The organism is Spirosoma fluminis (assembly GCF_054778895.1).
Window position 1 is genome coordinate 351,393 of sequence record NZ_BAAGZD010000004.1, and the last position, 22,577, is coordinate 373,969.

23 protein-coding genes are annotated in these 22,577 nt (G+C 51.4%); 17 read left to right on the forward strand and 6 right to left on the reverse strand.

Annotation, left to right across the window (positions count from 1 at the left end; genetic code table 11):
- Positions 1-130: 130 nt before the first annotated feature.
- From ACYVBJ_RS06915 to ACYVBJ_RS06935, 5 genes are all read right to left on the reverse strand, one after another.
- Entirely contained in the window at positions 131-541 is a 411-nt protein-coding gene (locus ACYVBJ_RS06915) for a GreA/GreB family elongation factor (RefSeq protein ID WP_460981563.1), read from the reverse strand.
- 70 nt (positions 542-611) lie between these two features.
- The gene (locus tag ACYVBJ_RS06920; RefSeq protein ID WP_460981564.1) at positions 612-1,298 is read right to left on the reverse strand and encodes an MCP four helix bundle domain-containing protein; all 687 of its coding nucleotides are present in this window, start codon (positions 1,296-1,298) and stop codon (positions 612-614) included.
- 72 nt (positions 1,299-1,370) lie between these two features.
- The gene (locus ACYVBJ_RS06925; protein ID WP_460981565.1) at positions 1,371-1,574 is read right to left on the reverse strand and encodes a hypothetical protein; all 204 of its coding nucleotides are present in this window, start codon (positions 1,572-1,574) and stop codon (positions 1,371-1,373) included.
- A gap of 31 nt (positions 1,575-1,605) precedes the next feature.
- Positions 1,606-1,881 (reverse strand): hypothetical protein, encoded by a 276-nt coding sequence (locus tag ACYVBJ_RS06930; protein ID WP_460981566.1) that lies wholly within the window; start codon positions 1,879-1,881, stop codon positions 1,606-1,608.
- 105 nt (positions 1,882-1,986) lie between these two features.
- Complete coding sequence (locus ACYVBJ_RS06935; protein ID WP_460981567.1) at positions 1,987-2,145, reverse strand: hypothetical protein; 159 nt, start codon at positions 2,143-2,145, stop codon at positions 1,987-1,989.
- Positions 2,146-2,214: 69 nt separating this feature from the next.
- Here ACYVBJ_RS06935 and ACYVBJ_RS06940 point away from each other — a divergent pair, with 69 nt between their 5' ends.
- The 8 genes from ACYVBJ_RS06940 (at position 2,215) to ACYVBJ_RS06975 (ending at position 9,841) form a co-directional block, all read left to right on the forward strand.
- Entirely contained in the window at positions 2,215-3,192 is a 978-nt protein-coding gene (locus ACYVBJ_RS06940; RefSeq protein WP_460981568.1) for a hypothetical protein, read from the forward strand.
- Between the two features lie 66 nt (positions 3,193-3,258).
- Positions 3,259-3,618: a tellurite resistance TerB family protein gene (locus ACYVBJ_RS06945; RefSeq protein ID WP_460981569.1), complete on the forward strand. Its 360-nt coding sequence runs from the start codon at positions 3,259-3,261 to the stop codon at positions 3,616-3,618.
- Between the two features lie 244 nt (positions 3,619-3,862).
- Positions 3,863-4,981: a sensor histidine kinase gene (locus ACYVBJ_RS06950; protein WP_460981570.1), complete on the forward strand. Its 1,119-nt coding sequence runs from the start codon at positions 3,863-3,865 to the stop codon at positions 4,979-4,981.
- 45 nt (positions 4,982-5,026) lie between these two features.
- Positions 5,027-6,079: a sensor histidine kinase gene (locus ACYVBJ_RS06955; RefSeq protein WP_460981571.1), complete on the forward strand. Its 1,053-nt coding sequence runs from the start codon at positions 5,027-5,029 to the stop codon at positions 6,077-6,079.
- A 234-nt stretch (positions 6,080-6,313) separates the two neighbouring features.
- Positions 6,314-6,805 carry a hypothetical protein gene (locus ACYVBJ_RS06960; protein WP_460981572.1) on the forward strand — a complete coding sequence of 164 codons (492 nt, stop codon included), beginning with the start codon at positions 6,314-6,316 and terminating at the stop codon, positions 6,803-6,805.
- A gap of 138 nt (positions 6,806-6,943) precedes the next feature.
- On the forward strand, positions 6,944-7,639 hold the full coding sequence (locus ACYVBJ_RS06965) for a VOC family protein (protein ID WP_460981573.1): 696 nt from the start codon (positions 6,944-6,946) through the stop codon (positions 7,637-7,639).
- 136 nt (positions 7,640-7,775) lie between these two features.
- A complete protein-coding gene (locus tag ACYVBJ_RS06970) occupies positions 7,776-8,783 on the forward strand; it encodes a c-type cytochrome (RefSeq protein ID WP_460981574.1) in 1,008 nt (335 codons plus the stop codon).
- 266 nt (positions 8,784-9,049) lie between these two features.
- The gene (locus tag ACYVBJ_RS06975) at positions 9,050-9,841 is read left to right on the forward strand and encodes a LytR/AlgR family response regulator transcription factor (protein ID WP_460981575.1); all 792 of its coding nucleotides are present in this window, start codon (positions 9,050-9,052) and stop codon (positions 9,839-9,841) included.
- Positions 9,842-10,133: 292 nt separating this feature from the next.
- Here ACYVBJ_RS06975 and ACYVBJ_RS06980 read toward each other — a convergent pair whose 3' ends face one another.
- Positions 10,134-10,973: a bacteriorhodopsin gene (locus ACYVBJ_RS06980; protein WP_460981576.1), complete on the reverse strand. Its 840-nt coding sequence runs from the start codon at positions 10,971-10,973 to the stop codon at positions 10,134-10,136.
- Between the two features lie 214 nt (positions 10,974-11,187).
- On the opposite strand from ACYVBJ_RS06980, the gene ACYVBJ_RS06985 reads away from it, so the two are divergent.
- From ACYVBJ_RS06985 to ACYVBJ_RS07025, 9 genes are all read left to right on the forward strand, one after another.
- A complete protein-coding gene (locus ACYVBJ_RS06985; RefSeq protein WP_460981577.1) occupies positions 11,188-12,051 on the forward strand; it encodes a manganese catalase family protein in 864 nt (287 codons plus the stop codon).
- A 171-nt stretch (positions 12,052-12,222) separates the two neighbouring features.
- Positions 12,223-13,389: a glycoside hydrolase family 43 protein gene (locus ACYVBJ_RS06990; protein WP_460981578.1), complete on the forward strand. Its 1,167-nt coding sequence runs from the start codon at positions 12,223-12,225 to the stop codon at positions 13,387-13,389.
- 146 nt (positions 13,390-13,535) lie between these two features.
- Positions 13,536-14,207, forward strand: a complete 672-nt coding sequence (locus ACYVBJ_RS06995) for a response regulator (protein ID WP_460981579.1) — start codon at positions 13,536-13,538, stop codon at positions 14,205-14,207.
- Positions 14,208-14,313: 106 nt separating this feature from the next.
- Positions 14,314-15,669, forward strand: a complete 1,356-nt coding sequence (locus ACYVBJ_RS07000; protein ID WP_460981580.1) for a sensor histidine kinase — start codon at positions 14,314-14,316, stop codon at positions 15,667-15,669.
- 640 nt (positions 15,670-16,309) lie between these two features.
- The gene (locus ACYVBJ_RS07005; RefSeq protein ID WP_460981581.1) at positions 16,310-17,221 is read left to right on the forward strand and encodes a polysaccharide biosynthesis/export family protein; all 912 of its coding nucleotides are present in this window, start codon (positions 16,310-16,312) and stop codon (positions 17,219-17,221) included.
- Between the two features lie 16 nt (positions 17,222-17,237).
- On the forward strand, positions 17,238-19,604 hold the full coding sequence (locus ACYVBJ_RS07010) for a GumC family protein (RefSeq protein ID WP_460981582.1): 2,367 nt from the start codon (positions 17,238-17,240) through the stop codon (positions 19,602-19,604).
- On the forward strand, positions 19,519-20,784 hold the full coding sequence (locus ACYVBJ_RS07015) for a sugar transferase (RefSeq protein ID WP_460981583.1): 1,266 nt from the start codon (positions 19,519-19,521) through the stop codon (positions 20,782-20,784). Before ACYVBJ_RS07010 ends, ACYVBJ_RS07015 begins: the two co-directional genes overlap by 86 nt.
- 4 nt (positions 20,785-20,788) lie before the next feature.
- Complete coding sequence (locus ACYVBJ_RS07020; RefSeq protein WP_460981584.1) at positions 20,789-21,946, forward strand: DegT/DnrJ/EryC1/StrS family aminotransferase; 1,158 nt, start codon at positions 20,789-20,791, stop codon at positions 21,944-21,946.
- Between the two features lies 1 nt (position 21,947).
- Complete coding sequence (locus ACYVBJ_RS07025; RefSeq protein ID WP_460981585.1) at positions 21,948-22,526, forward strand: acyltransferase; 579 nt, start codon at positions 21,948-21,950, stop codon at positions 22,524-22,526.
- Positions 22,527-22,577: the final 51 nt, after the last annotated feature.

Consider the following 22,577-nt stretch of genomic DNA (forward strand, 5'->3'; position numbering starts at 1 on the left):
GTAATACGTATCAGAAAATCACGCTGATCTGTAACGCAAAACGCGCTGATAGCCAGGAGCCATCAGCGCGTTTTGCGTTGAGCCGGAACGACTGGTTATGAGTTCGTTTGGGCCATTTTTTACGGTTGAATCAAAGCGACAAATCGCCAGCCGCTTCGGGCTGGTATAGGATGCGGGCGATGCGGATTTTAACCGTCCCGTTCGGCGTGTTCAGGCCGACCTGCTCGTTTTCCCGCCGACCCAGGATCGCCGTAGCCATAGGAGCAAAAATCGAAATGCGGTTTTGTTGAATATTCGTTTCCTCCGGATATACCAGTTGAATATCCACGGTTTTCCGACTATTTACATATTCGATCGTTACCCGCGAATTCATCGTCACTACGTTCGCCGGTATATCGGTTGGCTCGAACAGCGCGGCCTCGTTCACCTTTTGGAATAACGTAGTCATCTGATTGCGCGACAGCGTAGGATCTGTTTTCGACCGGACAATACGTTCGGTTAGTCGTTGGTGATCTAATTTGCTTAACAATAAATTCATCATAATGTACTTTGTTTTGTTGATAGTAATTTGATAGTGAGTTAATTATAACAATTCAGGCGCCAGCAGTCACCTAATTCAGATGGAACGGCTGCGTCGGCCGGGGTGCCAGATTGATACTCTGGATAATAGCCAGAATGAGCGCGCCAATCAGAACCGAAACCGCTATCAGAAGCGTAGCGTTAATGGCTCCTCCCGAGGCTTCCTGGTGAGCGGCCTCAACGGCCTGCTGTCCGGTTTTGACCTGAATCTGAGCTAGTTCATGGAGAGCCAGCACGCCTTGCCGAAAGAATGTAGCGCCCTGCTCTGTAAATAACTGGGCGGCTTCCTGTACCCGGCTGGATTCGCTCAGGTGCAGAACCTTACGTTCCAGATCGTTGTAGTGAGTCACACTTGTCTTAAATGACTCCAGACGCTGGGCTTCCCTGGGCGTCAGCTTCGTGTGCTCGAATTGCCCGATGAGTTGCTGATTGGCTACGTTATACCGGTTCAGTTCTGCAGCCAGGGCCGAGGCCGCCATCTTTGTCTGGCCGGTTAGGTACGCATCCAGCAGGAGCCGTTTGGCGTGCAGGTTTTCGCTCAGGTAAACCAGATCAACAGCCGGCTGCAACCGGTCGGCATACACGGTGGTCAGCGTTTGGTCAATGTCTCTAAGGGCATGCCGCATGCTTAGTGCCGTGAACAGGATGAGGACCATGGCACCAAAAAGCAGCCCAACCGCTTTCATTTTCTGTTTGAATCCTAGAAACCACTTGATCATGGGCGTAACGTTTACTTGTAGGCATTGGTCCGGGACAATTAATCGATCTGCCAGTTGCTGCCACTCTGTAGTTTACCCAGCCGTAAGAGGCTGAGTGAGGACCGTATGGGTCGGTTCGTGGCGTTTCCAGGGTCGGTGATGGCGACACCAGCGGATGAGCTGCAACCGTTCAGACGCCGATAGATACGAGACAAACTTGCGGAGTTCTTTGCGGAACAGCGTTCGGTCGAAGCTAACCTTTTCCAGAACGCATTGACTGTATTCAAGCCAGGACATAATCAGTTATTTTTTAAGAGTTAGGAGATTATTAAGGATACGGAAACTCATTATATATAAGGCGCCAGCCACGGCTGCCCGCTTCGGTTTGCGGCAGTAGTGGTTGATAAGCCCAATCGCCACCCGGTGGCGACTTCACGCCGAAAAAAGACTGTGCGGCCCGTTCTGTTGTCAGTTGCTGCTGACAACTATGTTCTGTCAGGCAATTGGCCACCAACGAACCGCCGAGCAGCAGCAGAAAGTAAACCGGTAGCCGGCGGTCGGTGGATACCCAGGTTGAAGACTGATATTTGGTTGAATCGTTCATGAACGGAGTCGTTTAAAACCCTGGTCGATAAATGAAGCCCTTCACTACGTAGAGAGATGCTATCCGCTACGTTCTGCTCTGCACCAACAGCCTGACCTGTACGGCTTAAATGCCCAGCCAGTCAGACGGACCGGTCAATGAATTGGTTGTGCCTTGCTCCGCCCACGTACTGCGGGTGGAGGTATACGCCAGCGTAAAGCCGACCAGGAGTGCCGCCGACAGGAGCGCAGCTGGATAAATGAATAACGTTTGTCTGATTTTCATAACGGGTTCGTTTGATTTGTCATCTTATAGCTGTAAATTTACAACTGCAAAAACACAAATGCAAATAATATGACCTATATAAGTGCTCAGCCTCAGGTTACGGAATCATGGCAGGAGATATGCTATCCGGTAGAACCTGTATGGCTAACCGATCTACTGCCTGGGTATGATATTATTGCGACCGACCGTCAGCAACTCGTTGTTGGTCAGATGCCAGGCGGCCGTAAAACGTTGTTTGGTATCCAAAGCGCCGATTATACGATTATCCCGAATGAAGCGATACGTACGGTGGTTGATCAGCTCATTTCCGATTATCGCTTACTCATCAAATACACGACTACCGGCGAGTTCAGCATCAGCATCATTCTCCCCACAACTCTGTCGATTGGCAGTGAGCGATTGCAGCGAAGCCTGATCTTAACCAATAGTTACAATGGCCGGACGCCGTTCAGTATTCAGGGGCAAACGCTCACCTCCCTGCTGGACAGCACCCCTCAGCTAGGCAGTAGTCTTTACCGGTCAGTCTGTCAGAATGGGCTGCTGGGCTGGGCCGACCCGTTCGCCGATCTGAATACGTACTGGAGCTGGCTGGGCGCCTGGTCGAAGGGCAAAGAAAAACTGCCTTCCACGAAAAGTGTACAGCCTAAAGACCGGCCGCTGCGGAACAGTACCGACATCCGTAAGATTCACCACCGTGATCTGACCATCGAACGCTTTCAGGAGCATTTGCATAAGCTTTTGCTTGAGCATTTGATGGCCCCCGCTTCGTTAACGTCAAACGTGTATAATCACCTTCAGCAGGCTCCGTTGTCGGGCGCTCAGGAGAGTCTGCTACGCGAACTGCCAATTCCGGTCCAGTTGGCAAAGCAAGCGAGCGAACGCCTGCGGCTGGAGGAAAGGCTGCTGAATACACCGGGTTCGTACTGGCTGCTGTACAACGCGGTTAACTACGCCTTATTTACCAGTAGAAGCAGTTTGACGCTTAACGACCGCTACCGGCTGGATGAACGGGTGTTTCACCAACTGGCCGCTCTTACTATCGAATAAGAGTCGGGCCGGAGTCGATCTAGTTCTCGCAAAACCATTTATTAATCAACAAACTGTTTACTACCTATGTCTATGTATTCTCCAGATGTATCGATGGGATTGGGCAGTGTCGTGTATGCCCTGGCCAAGCTGGACGGTCACCTTCAAAAACCGGAACGTGAGGTTGTTCAGGAACTGCTGGCAGGAGAGCCCTACAGCGACCTGGCTATTTGCGCCTGTTTTTTACGGGACAATGTTGGCGAAACGGCCGAAGAAGCGTATGCGTTTGGGTTGCGCCGGATGGCCGATCAGCGTATTGAGCTGACCAAGCAAACCAAAAAGCGGTTCATTCGCATTCTGCTTCGCGTAGCCAGAGCTCACGAGGGGATATCGCGCGAAGAGCGGACGTTTATCCGGGCGTTCTGGCAGGAACTCCAGCGGCTTTAAGTTATGGTCAAAACTGGTTATAATCAGCGGTGATGACGATTCGACTGGTGAGAATTGTAAACAGAGAGTAACCCGAAAGTCTGTTGAAGTAGATACACGCAGTTTACGAGAACTATATCGATTCAGACACTATTTCCCGCATTCTAAGCCGGTCTTGAGCGGCTCGATGGACGCAACTGTTGTCGGTTCCGACGAACCTTCGTAATGTTGTGGAGGCTAAATTAGCTGGTAGACAAATCGGGTTGTGACCGTAAATCAAGCAGATACACTGCCACTACAAACGCTCGGACGCCAGCCGGTAGACAATCCACCGGAAGCATACACGAACGACAAGTGGATACGCATCATCGGCACACCCGTTGCGGTGCTGCCCTTTGTGCTGTTTTATCTGGAGGAATACGGGTATGACTGGCGATTGCTGGCCATGACCTTTAGCTGGGGGATGGTGTCAACAACCAGCGCCTGGTTTCTGCTGTACTGGTGGGTGATGCAGGTCAGAAAGCAGTACACGCTGAAATCGCAGACGAGCAAGCGCATCCTGCTTACGTTTGGCGGCTATTCCCTGCTGACCGTTATGCTGCAGGCGCTCGAAACCTGGGCGTTAAGCCAGATTGACCCAACCGGGCTTATTGCCCCGCCCGAATTTCCGCGGGTGTACATTATTCACGGCTCTATGGCCCTCACGTTTGTGATCATCGTGGGTGGTTACTACGAGATTACGTATTACCTGCACCTCTATCGGCTGGCGGTTGCCGAAGCCGAAGCCGTGCAAAAAGCTAGCCTGCAAAGTCAGTTCGACAGCCTTAAAAATCAGGTAAATCCGCATTTTCTGTTCAACAGCCTGAATTCGCTGTCCGCGCTCATCTGGGAGGATCGTGAAAAGGCCGGTGAATTTCTCGATGAGTTGGCCACGGTATACCGGTATCTTCTGCAAACCAATCAGCATCGGCTGGTGCCATTGACAACAGAACTGGACTTCATCCGATCGTTTTTCTTTCTCCTCAAAACGCGCTACGGCGTATCCCTCGACTGGCAGATCTGCATTTCGGACGAAGCAACGGAGCGCTGGTTGCCACCCCTGACGCTCCAGACACTGGTCGAAAATGCCATTCGTCATAATGTAATCTGCGCCAGTGAGCCCCTACAGATCAGTATTGAAGCTGACAAGGACTATCTATCCGTCAAGAATTCTATTCAACGTAAAACACGGCACATCCAGACTCAGCCGGGCGGGCTCAATAACCTGACCGCGCTGTATGCGTCACTAAGCTTGCCTTTGCCACGTATCATCGACGATGGGCGGGTTTTCCAGGTAAAACTGGAACTGCCAAAATCTGCCGGAAATATGGTAGCTTTACCTTAAAACGGCTGACCCGCCAGCTGGCTGGCCGCCAAACAACTACCCGTTTTGAAAAAGACGCAGTACACTCGGAGGGATAATGTTATTGCACTCGTTCTTCTTCCGTTCTACTTCCTGTTTTTCAACTATATGCTTTTCGGGACGCTTTATTTTAGGCGACTCGATGTGTTTGTATTGGCTACGGTTACTGTTGTACTGATCTTTACACCCATCTACTTTCTGCATAGCGTACCAGCGCTATATCTTCGGAACCAATTTCCCGAAGTCCATCAGACCTGGCTGCGGATGTTTCTGGCGTTGCTGATTCATATGCTGATGTCATCGGTAACCATTGTCGGATTTTTCTACGGGTACGAATGGATTGGTTTTCCTGGTTTTACCTTCAGCAGCGCTCGTTTGTACAATACCTTATTGTTTGGTATTGCGGGAAACGTCATTGCGAACGTAGTACACGAAACGGTTTATACCTTCGATCGCTGGTCGCAGACGTTAAGCGAAACCGAAAAGTTTCGGCGGGCCAATCTGCAAAGTCAGCTGGAAGGCCTGAAGCAGCAGGTTAATCCGCACTTTCTGTTCAATAGTCTCAACTCGTTGTCTTCGCTGATTGATGATGACCCGGAGCGGGCCGAACTGTTCATCGAAGAGTTATCGAGCGTATACCGGTATTTGCTCCAGACGAACGCCAATGAGCTAACGACACTGTCCTCAGAACTGCGGTTTATTCAGTCGTACTACCACCTGCAGCGGACTCGGTACGGGAATGGTCTTACCTTGCAGATTGACGTAGACGATACGTATCTAAAGACGCTTTTGCCTCCGCTCACGCTCCAGTTGCTGGTCGAAAATGCCATCAAGCATAACATCGTTGCCGCCGACCAGCCTCTGCACATCACAATCCGGACCGATGATGGAGGCCAGTTGCAGGTCATCAATAACCTGCAACTCCGACAAACCAGGGTGCTATCGAACGGGGTCGGCCTGATTAACATCTACACGAAATATCAGTTGCTGGGCCAGGGCGAACTGGAAGTTGGCGTCGTTGACGATACGTTCAGGGTCCGGATTCCCTTGCTCACGAGCCAGCCTGAACTACGGGCCTAACGTCACTTTTTTATTCATATTTCACACCATCTACGTAACAGTCGTTCTGGTCGGTTGCAGCAACCCGGAATGATTCTCGGTTGATCGCCTTTTTTCTGCCTTTCACTGGCTGCAAACTGCAGTTCACCCGTCTATTCATAGGACTCGCCCGCCATTCAGGCCAATTTTGACCCGTCAAGGCCGGAAACAGGGCTGACGTAAACAACACCATACTCGTTTCAACCAGCAATTTCAATGAACGCACTCACTACGTTACGTATAGGGGCGCTTGTCGCCTTACTGCTCACGGGCGCTTCGGCCTGTAAGAACGATCAGGACAACGCATCACCAGCCAGCATACCCGCCTTCGTTGGTAAAAGCTGGACGATGACGGCCTACACACTCGACACGCCCATCGACTTCGACGGCGACGGCACACTTGACAAGGACCTGACTTCGTTTCTGGACGAATGCCATACCGACGATTCGGTTGTGTTTGAGGCTAATGGCAAGGTAATGGGAAACAACGGTCAGCAGCGTTGCGAAGCCGATGAGCAGGCTGTCGAGCAAACCAATACGTGGTCATTTGATGCCGCAACCCAGGTCTTGACCCTGAAGGATGTTGACAAGCCGACTAGTGTGAGCCGGTGGCACGTACTTGTTAATGACGGCACAACGTTGAAAGCCAGTGTTGAAGTAAACGAAGATGGAGCGACCATGAAGGCGACGCTTGTCCTGAAGCGTTAAGTCAACCCAATTGCCATCAATCCTCCGTCTAGAATCAATCCACTACAGTAAGGTGCTCATTTAGAGACCTTTTAAGCTGAGTAGTACGTGTATCTATCCAACACCCGAAACGGCCAGCTGTACGTTACAGCCAATGTTATGAAATTCCTCGCCATCGACCTTTACACGAATGACCCCATCGGTACGCGGGCGTTTTACACCCAGCGGCTTGGCTTACCGATTGTTTCGGAGTCCGCCACGCACCTGACGCTTCAACTCGGCTGGACCCAACTGACGTTCTGGGCGGTCAGTGTGCCCGTAGCGCCCTATCACCTGGCCATCAACGTACCACGCGGGGCGCTGGAAGTATGCATGTATTATTTCGACTTCGAATACCTCGATACGCAGGCGCGGGGCCAAACTGTGGCGGAGTTCCCCGACTGGAACGCCCGGGCTGCTTATTTCTACGACAATGCCGGAAACCTGCTCGAATTTATTGGCCGGGCCGATCTTCCGCTCGATGATCCCAACCTGACCATCAATGAGCTGTTTCAGGGGGTGAGTGAACTTGGCATTGCCACCGAAGACGTAACACTGACCACCTGTCGACTGGCGGCACAGTTCGGCATTGAGCAGTTCAGCAAGTCAACGCCGAAGCTGGATTTTAATGCGGTCGGCAACGACGATGGCTTATTTATCCTGTCCCGTATCGGTCGGAAATGGCTTTTTTCGTCGGTTAAAGCTCAACTCAATTACTGCCGGGTCGTATTCCGGAACGAGCCAACCGGTCAGGTGCATACACTGCACAGCTACGACATCAGCAGGCTCCCGATCGGTTATTCGTCGGTTAAATGAGTTATGATTTATTAAACGGTTGATTTTTAGCTGGTTGTCGCAGAGTCCGAATTAAGATTTATCGTACTTTTAACGCAACTATGCCGAAAGGTTTAGCCTTGATTCAGTATAATCCAGTACCATTCCAAACCCTTGTATGAAAAAAGTTTTTCGTTACGTAGGTGTCGGCTTAGCCGTCATTGCGGTAGGTATTATTGGTCTGTTGGCTTACGTAAAACTGGGCTTGCCCAACGTAGGACCAGCACCGGAGCTGCGGGTAAAGTCCACCGCTGCCCAGATTGAGCGGGGCCGCTATCTGGCCAATAACGTGAACGTTTGTATGGATTGCCACAGCACGCGCGACTGGAGCCGGTACACCGGACCGCCGGTAGCGGGTACACTGGGAAAAGGGGGCGATCGGTTCGGGCCCGAAATGGGCTTTCCCGGTACCTTCTATGCACGTAATATTACACCCGCGGGCGTGAGCAGCTGGACCGATGGTGAACTCTTTCGGGCCATTACCTCCGGGGTTGACCGTACTGGAAAAGCGCTCTTCCCCGTGATGCCGCACCCCGCTTTCGGACGCATGGACTCCGAAGACGTACAGGCGGTAATCGCCTATCTGCGTACCCTAACACCCATCGACAATGCCGTACCCGCTTCGGAAGCCGAGTTCCCGATGAACTTCATTCTGAACACGATTCCGCAGAAACCTGACTTTCAGAAGCGCCCCGACTCTACGGACGTACTGGCTTATGGAAAATATCTGACGAACGCAGCTTCCTGCGTCGATTGCCATACGAAAAAAGAAAAAGGCGCAGCGATTGAAGGTATGGAGTTTGCGGGAGGGATGGAGTTCGGAATGCCGGACGCGATGATCCGCTCGGCCAACATTACGCCCGATAACGAGACCGGTATTGGCCACTGGACTAAAGAAGCGTTTGTCGCCCGCTTTAAAGCCCATGACCCTGCCAGAGGCTACGTTCCCCCGGCTGTTAAGCCCGGTGAGAAACAAACGCTGATGCCCTGGATGATGTACGGGGGGATGACCGAAACGGATCTGCGCGCCATTTACACCTACCTGCGGACGCTGAAACCGATCCGTCACAAAGTGGAGACGTTTACGGCGCGGGTATCCGCTAAGCCCGAAGTCGCAGCGAAATAACCAGGCTGAATAGTCAGTATGTAGAGTCTGACTGGTGTTACAGAACGTAGCATCCGGTCAGACTCTACGTACGTAACATCAGTTGTGCCGCTATCTTTGCCGGAACGTTGGAGCAAGTTTAACGCCAAAGATCGGGGCGGTTCACCGTCTGTTTGGCGCATTTCATCGCTTACTTTGTCGGTTCTGTCGACAAGGAAATTGCCAATAAACTCTTCAATCAACTAGTTTAGAGTCGTAACGAGTAGAAATTCCTAAACAGCCGTGCCATGAACGTATTGATTATCGAAGATGAGGAGTTAGCTGTCCGTAAACTGACCAAATTGTTAGGAGAGGTAGATCCCACTCTTCATGTTGTCGGCACAGCGGCCAGCGTACGGGCATCGGTGAATTACCTGGAGACAAACGGGCCGGGCCAACCCGACTATCCCGATCTCATTCTGATGGATATTGAACTGGCCGACGGCCAAAGCTTCGAGATTTTTGAGCAGACATCCGTATCGTCACCGGTCATTTTTACCACCTCTTACGATGAATACGCTTTGAAGGCGTTTAAAGTGAACAGCATCGATTACCTGCTCAAACCCATCAAACGCCACGAACTGGAAGCCAGTCTGACAAAGTACAAACGGCTGATGGATCAACCCAATGGCGGAACCCAGGGGCGGGTGGCCATTGATGCCCTCGTGCAGCAGCTTCGCCAGCAAATTCAGCCCGCCGAATACCGTAAACGCTTTCTGGTTAAGCATTTGTCGCAGTGGATGCCCATTGAGGTTGGCGATATTGCCTATTTTTATTCGGAAGATGGCGTAAGCTTGTTCCGCACAAACACGAACCAAAAGTTTTCTATTGATTATACCCTCGACGATCTGGAAGCGATGCTCGACCCGGCGCAGTTTTTCCGCGCCAACCGCCAGTTTATTGTCGAGGTTAACGCCGTACAGCAGATTCATCCGTATTTCAACAATAAGCTGAAACTAACGCTTAAGCCCACCCCCGACGATGAAGTGCTGGTGAGTCGGGAACGCGCCACAGAGTTTAAGAAGTGGATGGGTAAATAAGTCGTCCTTATAATGTATAATTCGTGGTTGATTAGCAGACATTTACGGCTAAAACAAAAACGCTATCGAAGATCAGGCTTCGATAGCGTTTTAATGTTTGTTCAACTATGAATAATACGTACTGCTTTGAGCAACCCAACGACAACAGTAGCCAACTCGTCAGAAAACAAACTTCTGAACTGGTTGCAAGCTACGGCCAGCTTATAAGAAGAGGCTTAATTTTGTCTTAGAAATAGATTAGAAATGCCGTGCCCAATCATGGCCACGGAGTTACGTAAACCCCTGTACAGATCTAACTGATTCCGTACGCCGAAGCGGTAGCGCTTTCGGGGACGCGCTTGATCATCAATTCTTTGGCGGTCAGGTACGTAACGATTCCAACGCCTACTTTATTTATCACATCGGCAATTGAAAAGGCCAGGTGAATCCAGTTTGAATCAAGTCCGGGAAAGCAGGTGAGAATATACCCGATTGGATAAACACCCCAGAACGTAACGGTTGTTAAGGCGATCGTTCGAAAAGCCAGGCGCTCCTCGGGTTCGACCTGAGTACTGAATTGCTGCCAGATCCGGTACAGGGTGAGCGGAATCAGGACGTAGCCAAGGGTGGATACAGCTCCCCAAATCAGTTTTGAGGTGACTAAAATCTGGGCTCCGTCGGTCAGTTGCTGCTCTCCGATGTATCCGGTAACAATCATGAAAAAATCGGCAGCCAGCAGCGTCGCGTATTGCTTTGGGGCATCGCGGTAGCGGATACGTAGCATGGACACCATCTTGATCAACAGCAACGGAGTGGTCACCGCCCAGTCCATGTAACGGTATTGACCAATGGCATTATAAGCCTGTCTGGTTAGGGTCAGCCGGTCGTTGGGATCGCTCACGTTGGCCAGTTCTTCGAGGTAATCGTGGAAAAAGAAGGTGATCAGGACGTATGAAATCCCGGCAACGGCAACAATGCAGGCGGTTAAGGTGTGAGAAAAGCGGTGTTCGGGTGCCACGCTTGTCCGGGTGGCCAGCGAGAAGATGAAACAAGCCAGAAAGGCGTAGGTCGTTGCGGTTATAAAGAAATAGGTTAGCATGGGAAGAAGGCCAACCAGATCGGCAGTGGGAATGAATTGGGTAGAAAACTTCATGCGAATGGTAAGTATACAAATCCTTATTCTGATTCCTGAGGCTATCGGCAGTACAACCGTACAGACTGCAAAGAGTTTTCGGACTGGGCTACAGACAGAAAGGGAACGTTTGCTCATTAATACATAGATTTTGTAGAGAAATGGTGAGGGTGGTCCAACAATCAAAAAGAAAGAGGGTTGGGAAGACAGTTATCACCAATAAATCCTCAAGACTATGTTTTATCACGACAAAAAACTCCAGTACAAAGTACGCGTCGAGAAACCCAATCCGCAGTTTGCCCGTGCTCTTCAGCAAGCCATCGGGGGCATTGAAGGCGAAATTCGTGTTTGCCTACAGTATCTTTTCCAGGCCTGGAACTCCCGTGGTCCAGTCCGGTACCGGGACATGCTGTTAGATACGGGAACTGAGGAAATGGCGCACATCGAAATGCTGGCAACCGCGGTAGCACTTAACCTGGAAGGGGCATCGGGCGATTTGGTAGACACGATTGTCGGGAAAGATCCCATCGTAGCGGCCATTATGGGCGGCATGGACCCTCGTCATTATCTGTCGGGTGGATTAGGTGCCATGGCGGCTGATGCGAATGGGGTTCCTTTCAACGGTTCCTGGGTCGTTAGTTCAGGAAACACGGCCGCCGATATGTACGCAAACGTAATGGCGGAGTCAACAGGTCGTGTGCTTGCTACGCGTCTTTACGAGATTACGGATGATCCGGGCATGAAAGATATGCTTGCGTTCCTGATCGCGCGCGATACCATGCACCAGAATCAATGGCTGGCCGTACTCGAAGAGCTGGGTCACGGCGACCTGCGTAAGGTTCATCCGATTCCGAACAGCTTCCCGCAGGCCAGTGAGAATCAGGACGTAAACTATACGTTCGTTAACACGAACATTGATCCGGATTCGCCGTCGACTGGCCAGAACCGCCGGTGGTCGCACGGGCCGTCGATAGATGGTAAGGGCACGTTTCAGGAGATGAAAGCGCATCCAATGGGCGATGAACCCCAGTTGGGTCCTCCGCTGCCTTCGGCCCACGCGCAAACGGAGCAGATGACTGAGCATAACTCCAAAGCGTAATACGCGCGCTTGTATATACAGGCGAAAAGCTCCCGCTGGGGAGCTTTTCGCGTTAGTATAGTGCTGGAAAGACAGGGCAATTTGAGCATAGAGTCTGGTCCGGATACAGATTGAGTTGGTTCACAATCGACAATTTGCCTACCTTTATTCTAAAACGAGTCGATTGTCCCAATGAAATTTTTAGCGCTTCTGCTTTTCGTTCTCTCAACACTATGTCTCAATTTTCCGTCGGTAAACACCGCTCAGTCTGTTGCCGCCGACACCGTTACGTTCTCCAACCCACTGCCCGTTCAGTTCGGTGACCCATACGTTCTGTTCACCAAAGGCACGTACTACATGTACGGCACGGGCGGTGGAGCGGATAAAGGCTTCGCGGCTTATTCCTCAAAGGATATGGTCAACTGGAAACCCGAAGGTCAGGTGTTCTTTCATAACAACAAAAACGGCTGGAGTGACCCAAATTCGGCCTGGGATGGCGCTTACTGGGCTCCGGAAGTGTATGAGGTAAAGGGAAAATATTACCTGTTCTACAGTGCCCAGTGGAAGGTGAACCCGACCCGCGAAAAAGAAAACTTTCGCATTGGAGTGGCCGTAGCCGACAAACCAACCGGGCCGTTTATCGACCTTACTAACGCCCCCATTTTCGACCCTGGCTATCCGATCATTGACGCCAATGTGTTTGTGGACGCCAACGGTAAAACCTATTTATACTATTCCCGCTGCTGCTATAAACATCCCGTCGACAGCGAAGTGGCCGATCTGGCACGTAAAAAAGGGTGGTTCAAAGAGATCGAAGAAAGCTGGGTGTATGGTATCGAACTGAAACCCGATTTTTCGGGTGTGATCGGTCAACCGGTTTTGTTGCTGCGCCCCCCCGTTCGGCTCAACGACAAACAGGCTGGCTGGGAAAGCCAATCGGTGATGGCCCGCGAAGTAAACCGCCGTTGGACAGAGGGCTCCGTTACGTTCAAAAAAGACAAGACGTATTACATGATGTATTCGGCCAATCACTTTGGTGGTCGCTACTATGCTATCGGTTATGCTACGTCTACCTCTCCACTGGGGCCGTTTACGAAAGCAGCTAACAATCCGGTGTTGCAGAAGAATACGGAGAGGGGCGGTCTGGTGTCGGGCACGGGGCACAACAGCATTACCTACTCGCCCGATGGCAAGGAAATGTTTTGTGTTTACCACGGACGAACCGCCAAAACCGGCGACGAACGGGTTGTTTTTATCGACCGCATGCAGGTCAAAAACGGGCGCATAACCGTATCGGGACCTACGACCAGCCCGCAACGGCTTCCCTCCGGCGTCGTATCGGCCGAAAGTGCGCATTAAGGTCGATTGCCGTCCATTCTAAATACCGTCCGGACACCGGATCTTCCGTATCTTTGTTTGAGTAGTCTGCGGTGTCAGCGCTGCTGGTAACGAGGTCTCGGCAAACCAGTGTCCGCGTAAGGCCGTGATGAATCCATAGCGTTTGCATGAAAATTCTGTTAGTTGAAGACGAAGAACGGTTGGCTTCTTTCATCCGCAAAGGCATGTCGGCCGAGGGCTATGAGGTCGAAGTGGCTTACGATGGACGTACCGGTCTGTCCTTCTTTCGTAAGGATGAATATGATATTATCATCCTGGACGTCAATCTGCCGCAGATGAACGGCTTTGAGTTGTGTCGGCTGATCCGGTCGGAGAATGAGGCCATACCCGTGCTGATGCTAACCGCGCTGGACAGCCTGGCCGACAAGTCGGATGGTTTTAACGCCGGGGCCGACGATTACCTGGCCAAACCGTTTGAGTTTCAGGAGCTGCTGTTACGTCTTCGTGCGTTAACGCGCCGGAACGGCTCCAAACCCAAGCAGATTCTTCGGCTGGCCGATCTGGAACTGAATCTGGATACCAAGACCGTAACCCGCGCCGGCAAACGCATTGACCTGACCACCCGCGAATACGCGCTAATGGAATACCTGATGCTCAATAAAGGCAAAATCATTTCGCGGGTCGACATCAGCGAACGGGTCTGGAGTCTGAATTTTGATAGCGCGACCAACGTTATTGACGTATACATCAGTTACCTGCGCAAAAAGATTGACAAGGGCTTTTCGCCTAAGTTACTGCATACTATTGTCGGCATGGGCTATGTTCTCCGCGAGGATTAGACGAGTCATCATTCGTTTTTAGCAAATGGGCATTTGTGGCTTTTCATCGTCGAACAACGAATGACCACGTCTTGACGTCCAGTGACTATTTACACCAACTAGATTCATGCTCATTCGCAATCGCCTGACAATTATTTTTACCTTACTGGCGACTGCCATCCAGATCATGCTGTCGCTGCTGGTATGGTATTTTTATTCCCTGTACCGGCAGGAGGAGTTTTACAGTCGGCTGGTCTCAAAAGCCCGTGTGACCGGTCGGGTGCTGATTTCCCGGCGTCATTTGCACGATGATTTCTTCAAGAACATGGTACGTACTGATCTGCTCACCATTGTGGAAGAGCAAATCAGTATTTATGACGACCGGCGTAATCTGGTATTTACCAACCGGACCCTGAAAGAATCCGAGTATTATAAAGAAAAAATACCGCTGATTACATCCGATTCGCTGCTGAAATTCAGGAGTGGTCACCTGGAGTCTATCGTAATGCCGTACCAGGACCGGGGGCAGTTGTTTTACATTTTTGCTTCGGGCTACGACCGGATTGGTTTTTCCAAAATGAGTGCGCTGCAGCAGATTCTGATGCTGGCTAACCTGCTGGGGTTTGCGTTGATTGTGCTGGCGGGCTGGTATTTCTCCGGGCGGGTCCTGAAACCTATTTCCCAGATTGTCGACGAAGTCGAGCAGATCACGGCCACGCACCTGCACAAGCGGGTACACGAAGGCAATCGACGGGACGAAATTGCGCAACTCGCCATGACATTCAACCAGATGCTTTTTCGGCTGGAAGATGCCTTTGTGTCCCAACGCAGCTTCGTCGCCCATGCCTCCCACGAACTGCGCACCCCGCTCACTAACACCCTGGGGACGCTGGAAACGTCGCTGCGGTACGACCAAAATCCGGACGACTGGCGCGAGAGCATGGAAGTGGCAGTCGATGAATTGAAAAAAGTGATTGCCCTCACCAACGGCCTGCTTGGCTTAGCTAAAGTTACCGATGGAACCGTCGCGCTGACTGCCGTTCAGGTAGACGATTGCCTGCTCACGGCTATTGGTCAGGCGCAGACTAAATACCCCGGCCGGAGTTTACTGCTTCAGTTTATGGCGACCGAAGAAGATTCGTTCACCATAAAGGGCAATGCGAGTCTGCTGACAACGGCTTTCCTGAATGTGCTCGATAATGCCTGCAAATACTCCAGCGAAGCCGTTTCGGTGCAACTGCACGCCAAAGACGAGCAGATCACCGTTTCAGTAACCGACCAGGGGCGCGGCATCGACGAAAACGATGCCGCCCACATCTTTACGCCCATGTTCCGGGGGAAGAACGTAGAGGGAGTGCCGGGCTACGGCATTGGCCTGCCCGTAACGCAGAAGATCATCGAACTGCACCAGGGAAATCTGCAAATTGCTTCCAATATAGACCAGGGAACCTCAGTCACCATTACGTTACCCAGCCAGGTGTAACCCGTCTCAGTCGAACAAAATTTAATAGCAGGAGTAGGACCTGACGTTACGTTGCGGTAGAACGGGCAGGTGCGTTTTCACCTCATTATAAAAGCCAGATCAATCGATTCGTACGCGTGCTATACGTAGCGTACACTGCGCCGGAGACTGTATAGGTTCTTACCTAAACAAAATAACTTCTTATGTCAATCTAAACGAGTGAGAGAAGCGTATTTTAGTTTATTTTTGTACACTTCGATAAATTTTGTGTTGTCGATCTATATTCTAGCTTATATTTATAATAAAAATGTGTTACCAATTATTAACACTGTCTGATCTATAACTAGTTACCGTTTTGGCTTCCGGTTGATCAGGTGGTGATTGGCGATCAATTCCTCAATCCTCTTTTTTAATGCGGTTCATTTGCTACTCAAGTAGCACAGATTTGATACCCCGTTGGCGGGGCATCGATCAGCACACTCGATTTGTAGGCACAATATCTGTTGTGCTGACAAATCTGTAGAGGGAGTCTACACCGAATCGCGCTCCTGTACACACACGTATTTTTTGGCTTGGATGTCCTGCAAAATGGGACTGAAGGGGCGAAGCCATGAAAAATCAAGTAAATCGGTGGCCTAATCCTAGGCATCTCCCAGCGTTCATGAAGCGGGGCGCGGACATGAAATCGAATCGGTACGGTCTTCGCTCGACGAGATCGTCCGCGTCAAATCGAATCTGTACACGGCACGGCTCAGGGCGACTCCGACAGATTGCCCGCTTGGTTATCGCGCTGCTGGCGGTCATTCAGCTTTCGGCTTGTACTACGGTAAAACCAACCCAGTTTGAATACTTCCGGAGCCGAAGCCAATCCTACCCAAAACTGATAGAAACGGCCGTGCCGCGGGTTTCCAGAATTCAGAAGGGGGATATTCTTGGGGTGATTGTCAGTACGCTCAACAAAGAATCGAACGAGATTCTGAATTTTGCCAATGTCAACCAACTGCCGGTATCTACATTCTCGGGCGGAAGCGCGGGGAGCGGCAATCAACCCCTGGGGTATCGTGTTGACTCGGCGGGGTATATTTCAATGCCTATCATCGGCCGACAGAAACTGGAAGGGCTAACCCTGGAACTTGCGGAAGCTAAGCTCCGGGCCGACCTTGAAAAAACGATCGTTCACCCGTCGGTGAATGTTCGGTTTATGAATCATAAATACTCCGTGCTGGGGGAGGTGAGACAGGTGGGAAGCTTTAACCTGCTGGATGATGAAACCACTATACTCGATGTTCTGGCGGCCTGTGGCGATCTGACGGAGTACGCAAAACGGGACAGTATAACCGTAATCCGGAATCGGAATGGTGTGCGCGAAATCGGTAAACTGAACATGCGCAGCCTGGACGTATTTAAGTCGCCCTACTTCTATATCCAGCACGGCGACGTCGTGTACGTCGAGCCAACCAAAGACAAAGTCATTCCACCCCAGCCGTTGAGTTCTGGTCTCCAGAAGGTTACAATTTATTTAGGCCTGGTAACATCAATTGCCTCCCTTATTTTCTTAGGGTCACGACTGTAGGAAGTCGCTGAGTAGCATGAACACTAACAACGACATTTTTTTAGCGGAAGATCAGGATACCGATTTCGATATCCTGAAGTATCTATTCAGTTACCTGCGCTACTGGTACTGGTTTGTGCTGACCATCGCTGTCAGCCTCGTGGGAGCCCATTTTTACCTTGAACGGGTCACGCCAATCTATAAAGTATTTGCCACCCTGCTGATCAAGGATGAACAATCGCCCAGAAAGGCAAACGATATTGTTGAAGACTTTACGGCCACGGCCAACAAACGCATCGAGAACGAGATTGTGTTGCTGACCTCGATGCCGTTGCTGGGAAAAGTTGTCGATGAACTGAACCTGACCGTTACGTACTGGACCGAGTCGCCCAGTCGCGATATCGAAGTATACGATAACTCGCCGATAACCCTTATCGCCGGGGAGGTTACCGACTACGCCTACGGAAATCCGGTGTTCGTTGTCGGGCAGGGCGGCACTACGTATCAACTCCTGGACGCTGAAGAAAAGAGCATTGGCGTTTTTCAATATGGCGCACCGGTCGCGTCAAAATATGGGAACTTCCGGATTGTTCGGAAAGACCTTAAAAAACGGGTGGTCAATACCCGCACGAAAGTAACATTTGCCAGCCGCGAAGCTATGGTCGATATGCTGATTGGCAGTATCGCCATCAGCCGGCTTAATGAATACAGTTCGTTTCTTTCGGTGAGTATCGAAACGGCGCTGATCGACAAAGGCAAGGCCATCTTATCCAAACTGCTGGACGAGTATGCGTTTGCTTCGCTGGAAGACAAAAACCGCGAAGCCACCAATACGCTCCGGTTTATTGAAGAACGGCTGAGGCTGGTAACGTCGGAGTTGGGAACCGTTGAACAGAACGTCGAAAAGTACCGACGGGCCAAAGGCATTACGGACCTAAGCTCCGAGACGACCCTGTTCCTGAAAGAAGAAGAGCAGAATAACGCCAAGCTCAACGAAGTCGATATTCAGCTCAATGTCCTGGAAAGTATCGAACGCTACGTCAACGGAGCCAAACTGACCAATGTTGCGCCGGCAACCCTGATGGTAAACGATCCCGTACTCAATGCCTACGTAACGCAGTTGCTGGATCTGGAAATTGAGCGGAGCAAACTGGCGCAGAGCGTTCATCCGGGCAACCCCTATCTGGAGACGGTTCGGTCGCAGATGAACAACGTAAAGCAGGCTATCAAAGAAAACCTGACCAATCAGCGAAACAACCTGCTGGTTACAAAAAACAGCTTACTGGCGACCAAGAAGCGGCTGGAAGCGTCGATTCTGTCTGTGCCTACAAAAGAGCGGGAACTGGTAGAAATTAAACGACAGGCAGGCATCAAGGAAAATCTGTATCTCATGCTGTTGCAGAAGCGCGAGGAAACTGCTCTGTCCTACGCGTCTACGGTGACGGATAGCCGGGTCGTGAATACGCCCTACCCATCGGGCGGTCAGATACGACCCAACCGGCAGAATGTGTTTCTGGCAGCGGGCCTGATCGGACTACTGTTGCCGATCTTCCTGATCACGATCAGGAACCTGGTGACCACGACTGTGCAGTCGAAGAAAGAAATTGAACGGAAGAGTGGGCTGAAAGTTTTTGGCGAGGTGGGCATCAATCCCAAGCAGTCGGGTACGATCATCGACGTTCGGAACAAAAGCTTCGTAAGCGAGCAGATCCGGACCATTCGCTCCAATTTGCAGTATCTGTTAAGTGATTATCACCATACGGGTGGTCGTACGATCCTGATTACGTCCTCGACGGCGAACGAAGGAAAGAGCTTTCTGACGCTGAATATTGCCATATCACTGGCAGCTCTGAATAAGCAGGTGCTTATTCTAGGGGTAGATCTACGAAAGCCGAAAATCAACCAGTACCTGAACGTCAGCAATCATATCGGCATATCGGATTACCTGATTGGCAGCGTCAATGCGCAGGATATCGTCCAGGCTACCTCGATTGACAACGTCTTTATTGCGCCCAGCGGACCCATTCCGGCCAATCCGTCGGAGTTGTTGTCTTCGATCCGGACCCGGAACCTTATCGACGAATACAGGCTCAGCTATGATTTTATTCTGCTTGATACACCCCCATTCAGCCTCGTTACCGATGCCTCTATTCTGGCCCCCTACAGTGACATCTGCTTCTATCTGGTCCGGCACGAAAAGACGCCTAAAGTGTACCTGAACCACATTGCCGATCTGAACAATCAAAAGATATTCAAGTCAGTAAATATCATTTTCAACGCCGTCAATTATAAGACTTCGCCCGATTACGGATACGGCTATGAATACGGCCCGGACGGGTACTACGGGACCGGTTCGGGTAAGAACAAATTTCTCGGTCGACTTTTCGGCGGCCGGCATAGCTGATGCTACGTCCCCAAATCCGGTTACTGACGAACTCTCATTCGCTCAGCATTGCCCCCGATCAGCGCACCAGCTCTCAATCAGGATTAGTGAACAACTAGTAATGGCTTACATGAATCTGCCTTTATCTGATCAACTGGTACGTAGTGCTGTGTACAATGACTACGTCGATTACGAACCGGCAGTCGATAAACTTCCGGATTTGTTGCTCAACTACGCACCAGCTACAACCTGGGAAGCGGTTGATCTGGATACAATACTGAACAACGACCGGGCTTTGTCCGGAAAACATATTTTTCTCCAGACCAGCGTAACCCAGCTCGGAGACCCTAACCTCGTATTCGGGCGAGTACGCAGCCGATTGGCTGAACATCAGTATTTTGCGGTTAACCTGGTTACGGCAGAGAACGTAAAGTCCAGCCTGAACCACCGGTTCAATGCGTCGTTTTTCAACCTGTATTATCCGATTTATTTTCTGTTAAAGCGGGTACTGCCCAAGCTGAAGGGGGTGCGCAGGCTATGTAAACGGCTGAACATTGTCCCCGACGTATCGAAAGCGGAAATACTGGGACGACTCATCTTCAAGGGCCTGAAGGTGATCGACATTCGGGAGAAAACCCACGAGACAACGCTCATCGTAAAACACAATCTGAGTAATGATCCCAGTCAGGAGAGCGCTGTTCCCAGCGAAGGATTCATGCTGAAAATGAAGCGACTGGGCCAGTACGCCAAACCTATTTACGTGTACAAGCTGCGCACGATGCACCCGTACGCGGAATACGTACAGGCCTACCTGCACGAAACCAACGGGCTTGACCGGGGCGGCAAGTTTAAAGACGATTTCAGGGTAATCACGGGCGGGCGGGTAATCCGCAAATACTGGATCGACGAAATTCCTATGTTGTACAACCTACTGCGGGGTGATGTGAAACTGATTGGCATACGGCCGCTTACCGATCATTACTTTAGTCTGTACCCTGCGTCCGCGCAGGCGGTTCGGATTAAACACAAGCCGGGGCTGCTGCCGCCGTTTTATGCCGATCTTCCGGAAACGTTCGACGAGATTGTGCAGTCTGAATTAACGTATCTGGCGGCCTACGAAGCGGCTCCGCTAGCTACGGACTTACGATACCTGATGCGGATTCTGACCAATATCCTGTTCCGAAAAGCTCGGAGTAAGTAAGTCGATGCTGACCAGGAAATTTCAGGATCAGGGCGTGTCGGCCATTCAGATGGTTGACTTAACAGGTCAGTACCTGAACATAAAAGTGGCTGTCGATGGGGCTATTCAGGCTTGTATAGACTCAGCCGCGTTTATAAACGGGCCGCCGGTCAGCCAGTTTGAGAACCAGTTGGCGGAGTTTCTGCCAATTGAGCATGTCGTTTCCTGCGGCAATGGAACCGACGCCCTGCAACTGGCCATGATGGCGCTCAGCCTGAAGCCAGGAGACGAAGTTATTATGCCGGCGTTTACCTACATCGCTGTGGCGGAGGTGGTTGCGCTATTGGGCCTGACGCCGGTTATCGTGGATGTCGATGCGCGCACGTTTACCATCAGTCCGGAGCAGATCGAGCGGGCCATTACGCCCAACACAAAACTGGTGGTGCCGGTGCATCTGTTCGGTCAATGCGCCGATATGGTACGTATTCTATCGATCTGCCAACGGCATCACATTCGGGTTGTCGAAGACGCAGCGCAGGCGATTGGCGCAGCGGTTCGTTTTGACAACGAAACATTGGTTGCTGCCGGGGCAATGGGTGCGATGGGCATCACTTCGTTTTTTCCATCCAAAAATCTGGGCTGCTTCGGCGATGGGGGCGCTGTTCTGACTCGGTGTGGTGAACTGGAGCGCCAGGTCAGACTGCTTGCCAATCACGGCCAGTCGCGGAAGTACCAGCACGAAGTTGTCGGGATGAACTCGCGACTCGATACATTACAGGCGGCTATTCTGATCGCGAAGCTTCCGCACCTGCCTGCCTATACGCAGGCCCGGCAACTGGCAGCCGCGCGCTATGACGAACGATTAAAGGAGATCGACGCCATCGAGATTCCATACCGGAGTGCCTATTCAACGCACGTTTTTCACCAATACACGGTGAAAGTACCGGCTGGCCAACGCGACGGGTTGAAAGAGTACCTGCGGCAAAGAGGCATTCCGAGTATGGTGTATTACCCGATCCCGGTTCCCGCCCAGAAGGCGTATCAAAACCAGGGCCGGGTAGTGGGTGATCTGGCCGTTACCAGCGAGTTGTGCCAGCAGGTACTCTCGCTGCCCATGCACACCGAACTGTCGGAAAACCAGATTGACTACATCACCGAAACGATTACCGCTTATTTTCAGTAACATGGCCGAACTCGTTTCCATCCACCCAACGGCCGTCGTTGACGAAGGCAGTCAACTTGGCGAAGGAACCAGGGTCTGGCACTTTTCGCATATCATGCCCGGCTGCGTGATCGGGCCTGACTGCAACATCGGTCAGAGCGTGGTCATATCGCCCGGTGTGGTGCTGGGAAGTAATGTCAAAGTGCAGAATAACGTATCGATTTATACCGGGGTTACCTGCGACGACGACGTATTTCTGGGCCCGTCGATGGTCTTTACCAACGTCATCAACCCCCGGTCTGCCATAAACCGAAAGGATCAGTACCAGAAAACCCACGTGGGGAAAGGGGCTACCATCGGCGCAAATGCTACCATCATCTGCGGGAACGACATCGGCGAATACGCGTTTATCGGCGCGGGATCGGTTGTCACCAAACCGGTACCACCCTATGCACTGATCATCGGCAATCCGGGGCGTCAGCGGGGATGGATGAGCCAATTCGGGCACCGACTGACATTTGATGCCCAGGGCCGGGCCGTTTGTCCGGAGAGCGGCCAGCACTACCAGTTGGCTGAGAACAACGTGACACCGCTTTTCTGAACCTGTTTAGACCTGGCCAGGATAGTACGTCATCAACAGATGAACTGAACT

What these genes read in the sequence shown, in the direction of transcription:
- ACYVBJ_RS06915 (WP_460981563.1), bottom strand. Translation starts at nt 541, where the DNA reads ATGATGAATTTATTGTTAAGCAAATTAGATCACCAACGACTAACCGAA.
- ACYVBJ_RS06920 (WP_460981564.1), bottom strand. Translation starts at nt 1,298, where the DNA reads ATGATCAAGTGGTTTCTAGGATTCAAACAGAAAATGAAAGCGGTTGGG.
- ACYVBJ_RS06925 (WP_460981565.1), bottom strand. Translation starts at nt 1,574, where the DNA reads ATGTCCTGGCTTGAATACAGTCAATGCGTTCTGGAAAAGGTTAGCTTC.
- ACYVBJ_RS06930 (WP_460981566.1), bottom strand. Translation starts at nt 1,881, where the DNA reads ATGAACGATTCAACCAAATATCAGTCTTCAACCTGGGTATCCACCGAC.
- ACYVBJ_RS06935 (WP_460981567.1), bottom strand. Translation starts at nt 2,145, where the DNA reads ATGAAAATCAGACAAACGTTATTCATTTATCCAGCTGCGCTCCTGTCG.
- ACYVBJ_RS06940 (WP_460981568.1), top strand. Translation starts at nt 2,215, where the DNA reads ATGACCTATATAAGTGCTCAGCCTCAGGTTACGGAATCATGGCAGGAG.
- ACYVBJ_RS06945 (WP_460981569.1), top strand. Translation starts at nt 3,259, where the DNA reads ATGTCTATGTATTCTCCAGATGTATCGATGGGATTGGGCAGTGTCGTG.
- ACYVBJ_RS06960 (WP_460981572.1), top strand. Translation starts at nt 6,314, where the DNA reads ATGAACGCACTCACTACGTTACGTATAGGGGCGCTTGTCGCCTTACTG.
- ACYVBJ_RS06965 (WP_460981573.1), top strand. Translation starts at nt 6,944, where the DNA reads ATGAAATTCCTCGCCATCGACCTTTACACGAATGACCCCATCGGTACG.
- ACYVBJ_RS06970 (WP_460981574.1), top strand. Translation starts at nt 7,776, where the DNA reads ATGAAAAAAGTTTTTCGTTACGTAGGTGTCGGCTTAGCCGTCATTGCG.
- ACYVBJ_RS06975 (WP_460981575.1), top strand. Translation starts at nt 9,050, where the DNA reads ATGAACGTATTGATTATCGAAGATGAGGAGTTAGCTGTCCGTAAACTG.
- ACYVBJ_RS06980 (WP_460981576.1), bottom strand. Translation starts at nt 10,973, where the DNA reads ATGAAGTTTTCTACCCAATTCATTCCCACTGCCGATCTGGTTGGCCTT.
- ACYVBJ_RS06985 (WP_460981577.1), top strand. Translation starts at nt 11,188, where the DNA reads ATGTTTTATCACGACAAAAAACTCCAGTACAAAGTACGCGTCGAGAAA.
- ACYVBJ_RS06990 (WP_460981578.1), top strand. Translation starts at nt 12,223, where the DNA reads ATGAAATTTTTAGCGCTTCTGCTTTTCGTTCTCTCAACACTATGTCTC.
- ACYVBJ_RS06995 (WP_460981579.1), top strand. Translation starts at nt 13,536, where the DNA reads ATGAAAATTCTGTTAGTTGAAGACGAAGAACGGTTGGCTTCTTTCATC.
- ACYVBJ_RS07000 (WP_460981580.1), top strand. Translation starts at nt 14,314, where the DNA reads ATGCTCATTCGCAATCGCCTGACAATTATTTTTACCTTACTGGCGACT.
- ACYVBJ_RS07005 (WP_460981581.1), top strand. Translation starts at nt 16,310, where the DNA reads ATGAAGCGGGGCGCGGACATGAAATCGAATCGGTACGGTCTTCGCTCG.
- ACYVBJ_RS07010 (WP_460981582.1), top strand. Translation starts at nt 17,238, where the DNA reads ATGAACACTAACAACGACATTTTTTTAGCGGAAGATCAGGATACCGAT.
- ACYVBJ_RS07015 (WP_460981583.1), top strand. Translation starts at nt 19,519, where the DNA reads ATGAATACGGCCCGGACGGGTACTACGGGACCGGTTCGGGTAAGAACA.
- ACYVBJ_RS07020 (WP_460981584.1), top strand. Translation starts at nt 20,789, where the DNA reads ATGCTGACCAGGAAATTTCAGGATCAGGGCGTGTCGGCCATTCAGATG.
- ACYVBJ_RS07025 (WP_460981585.1), top strand. Translation starts at nt 21,948, where the DNA reads ATGGCCGAACTCGTTTCCATCCACCCAACGGCCGTCGTTGACGAAGGC.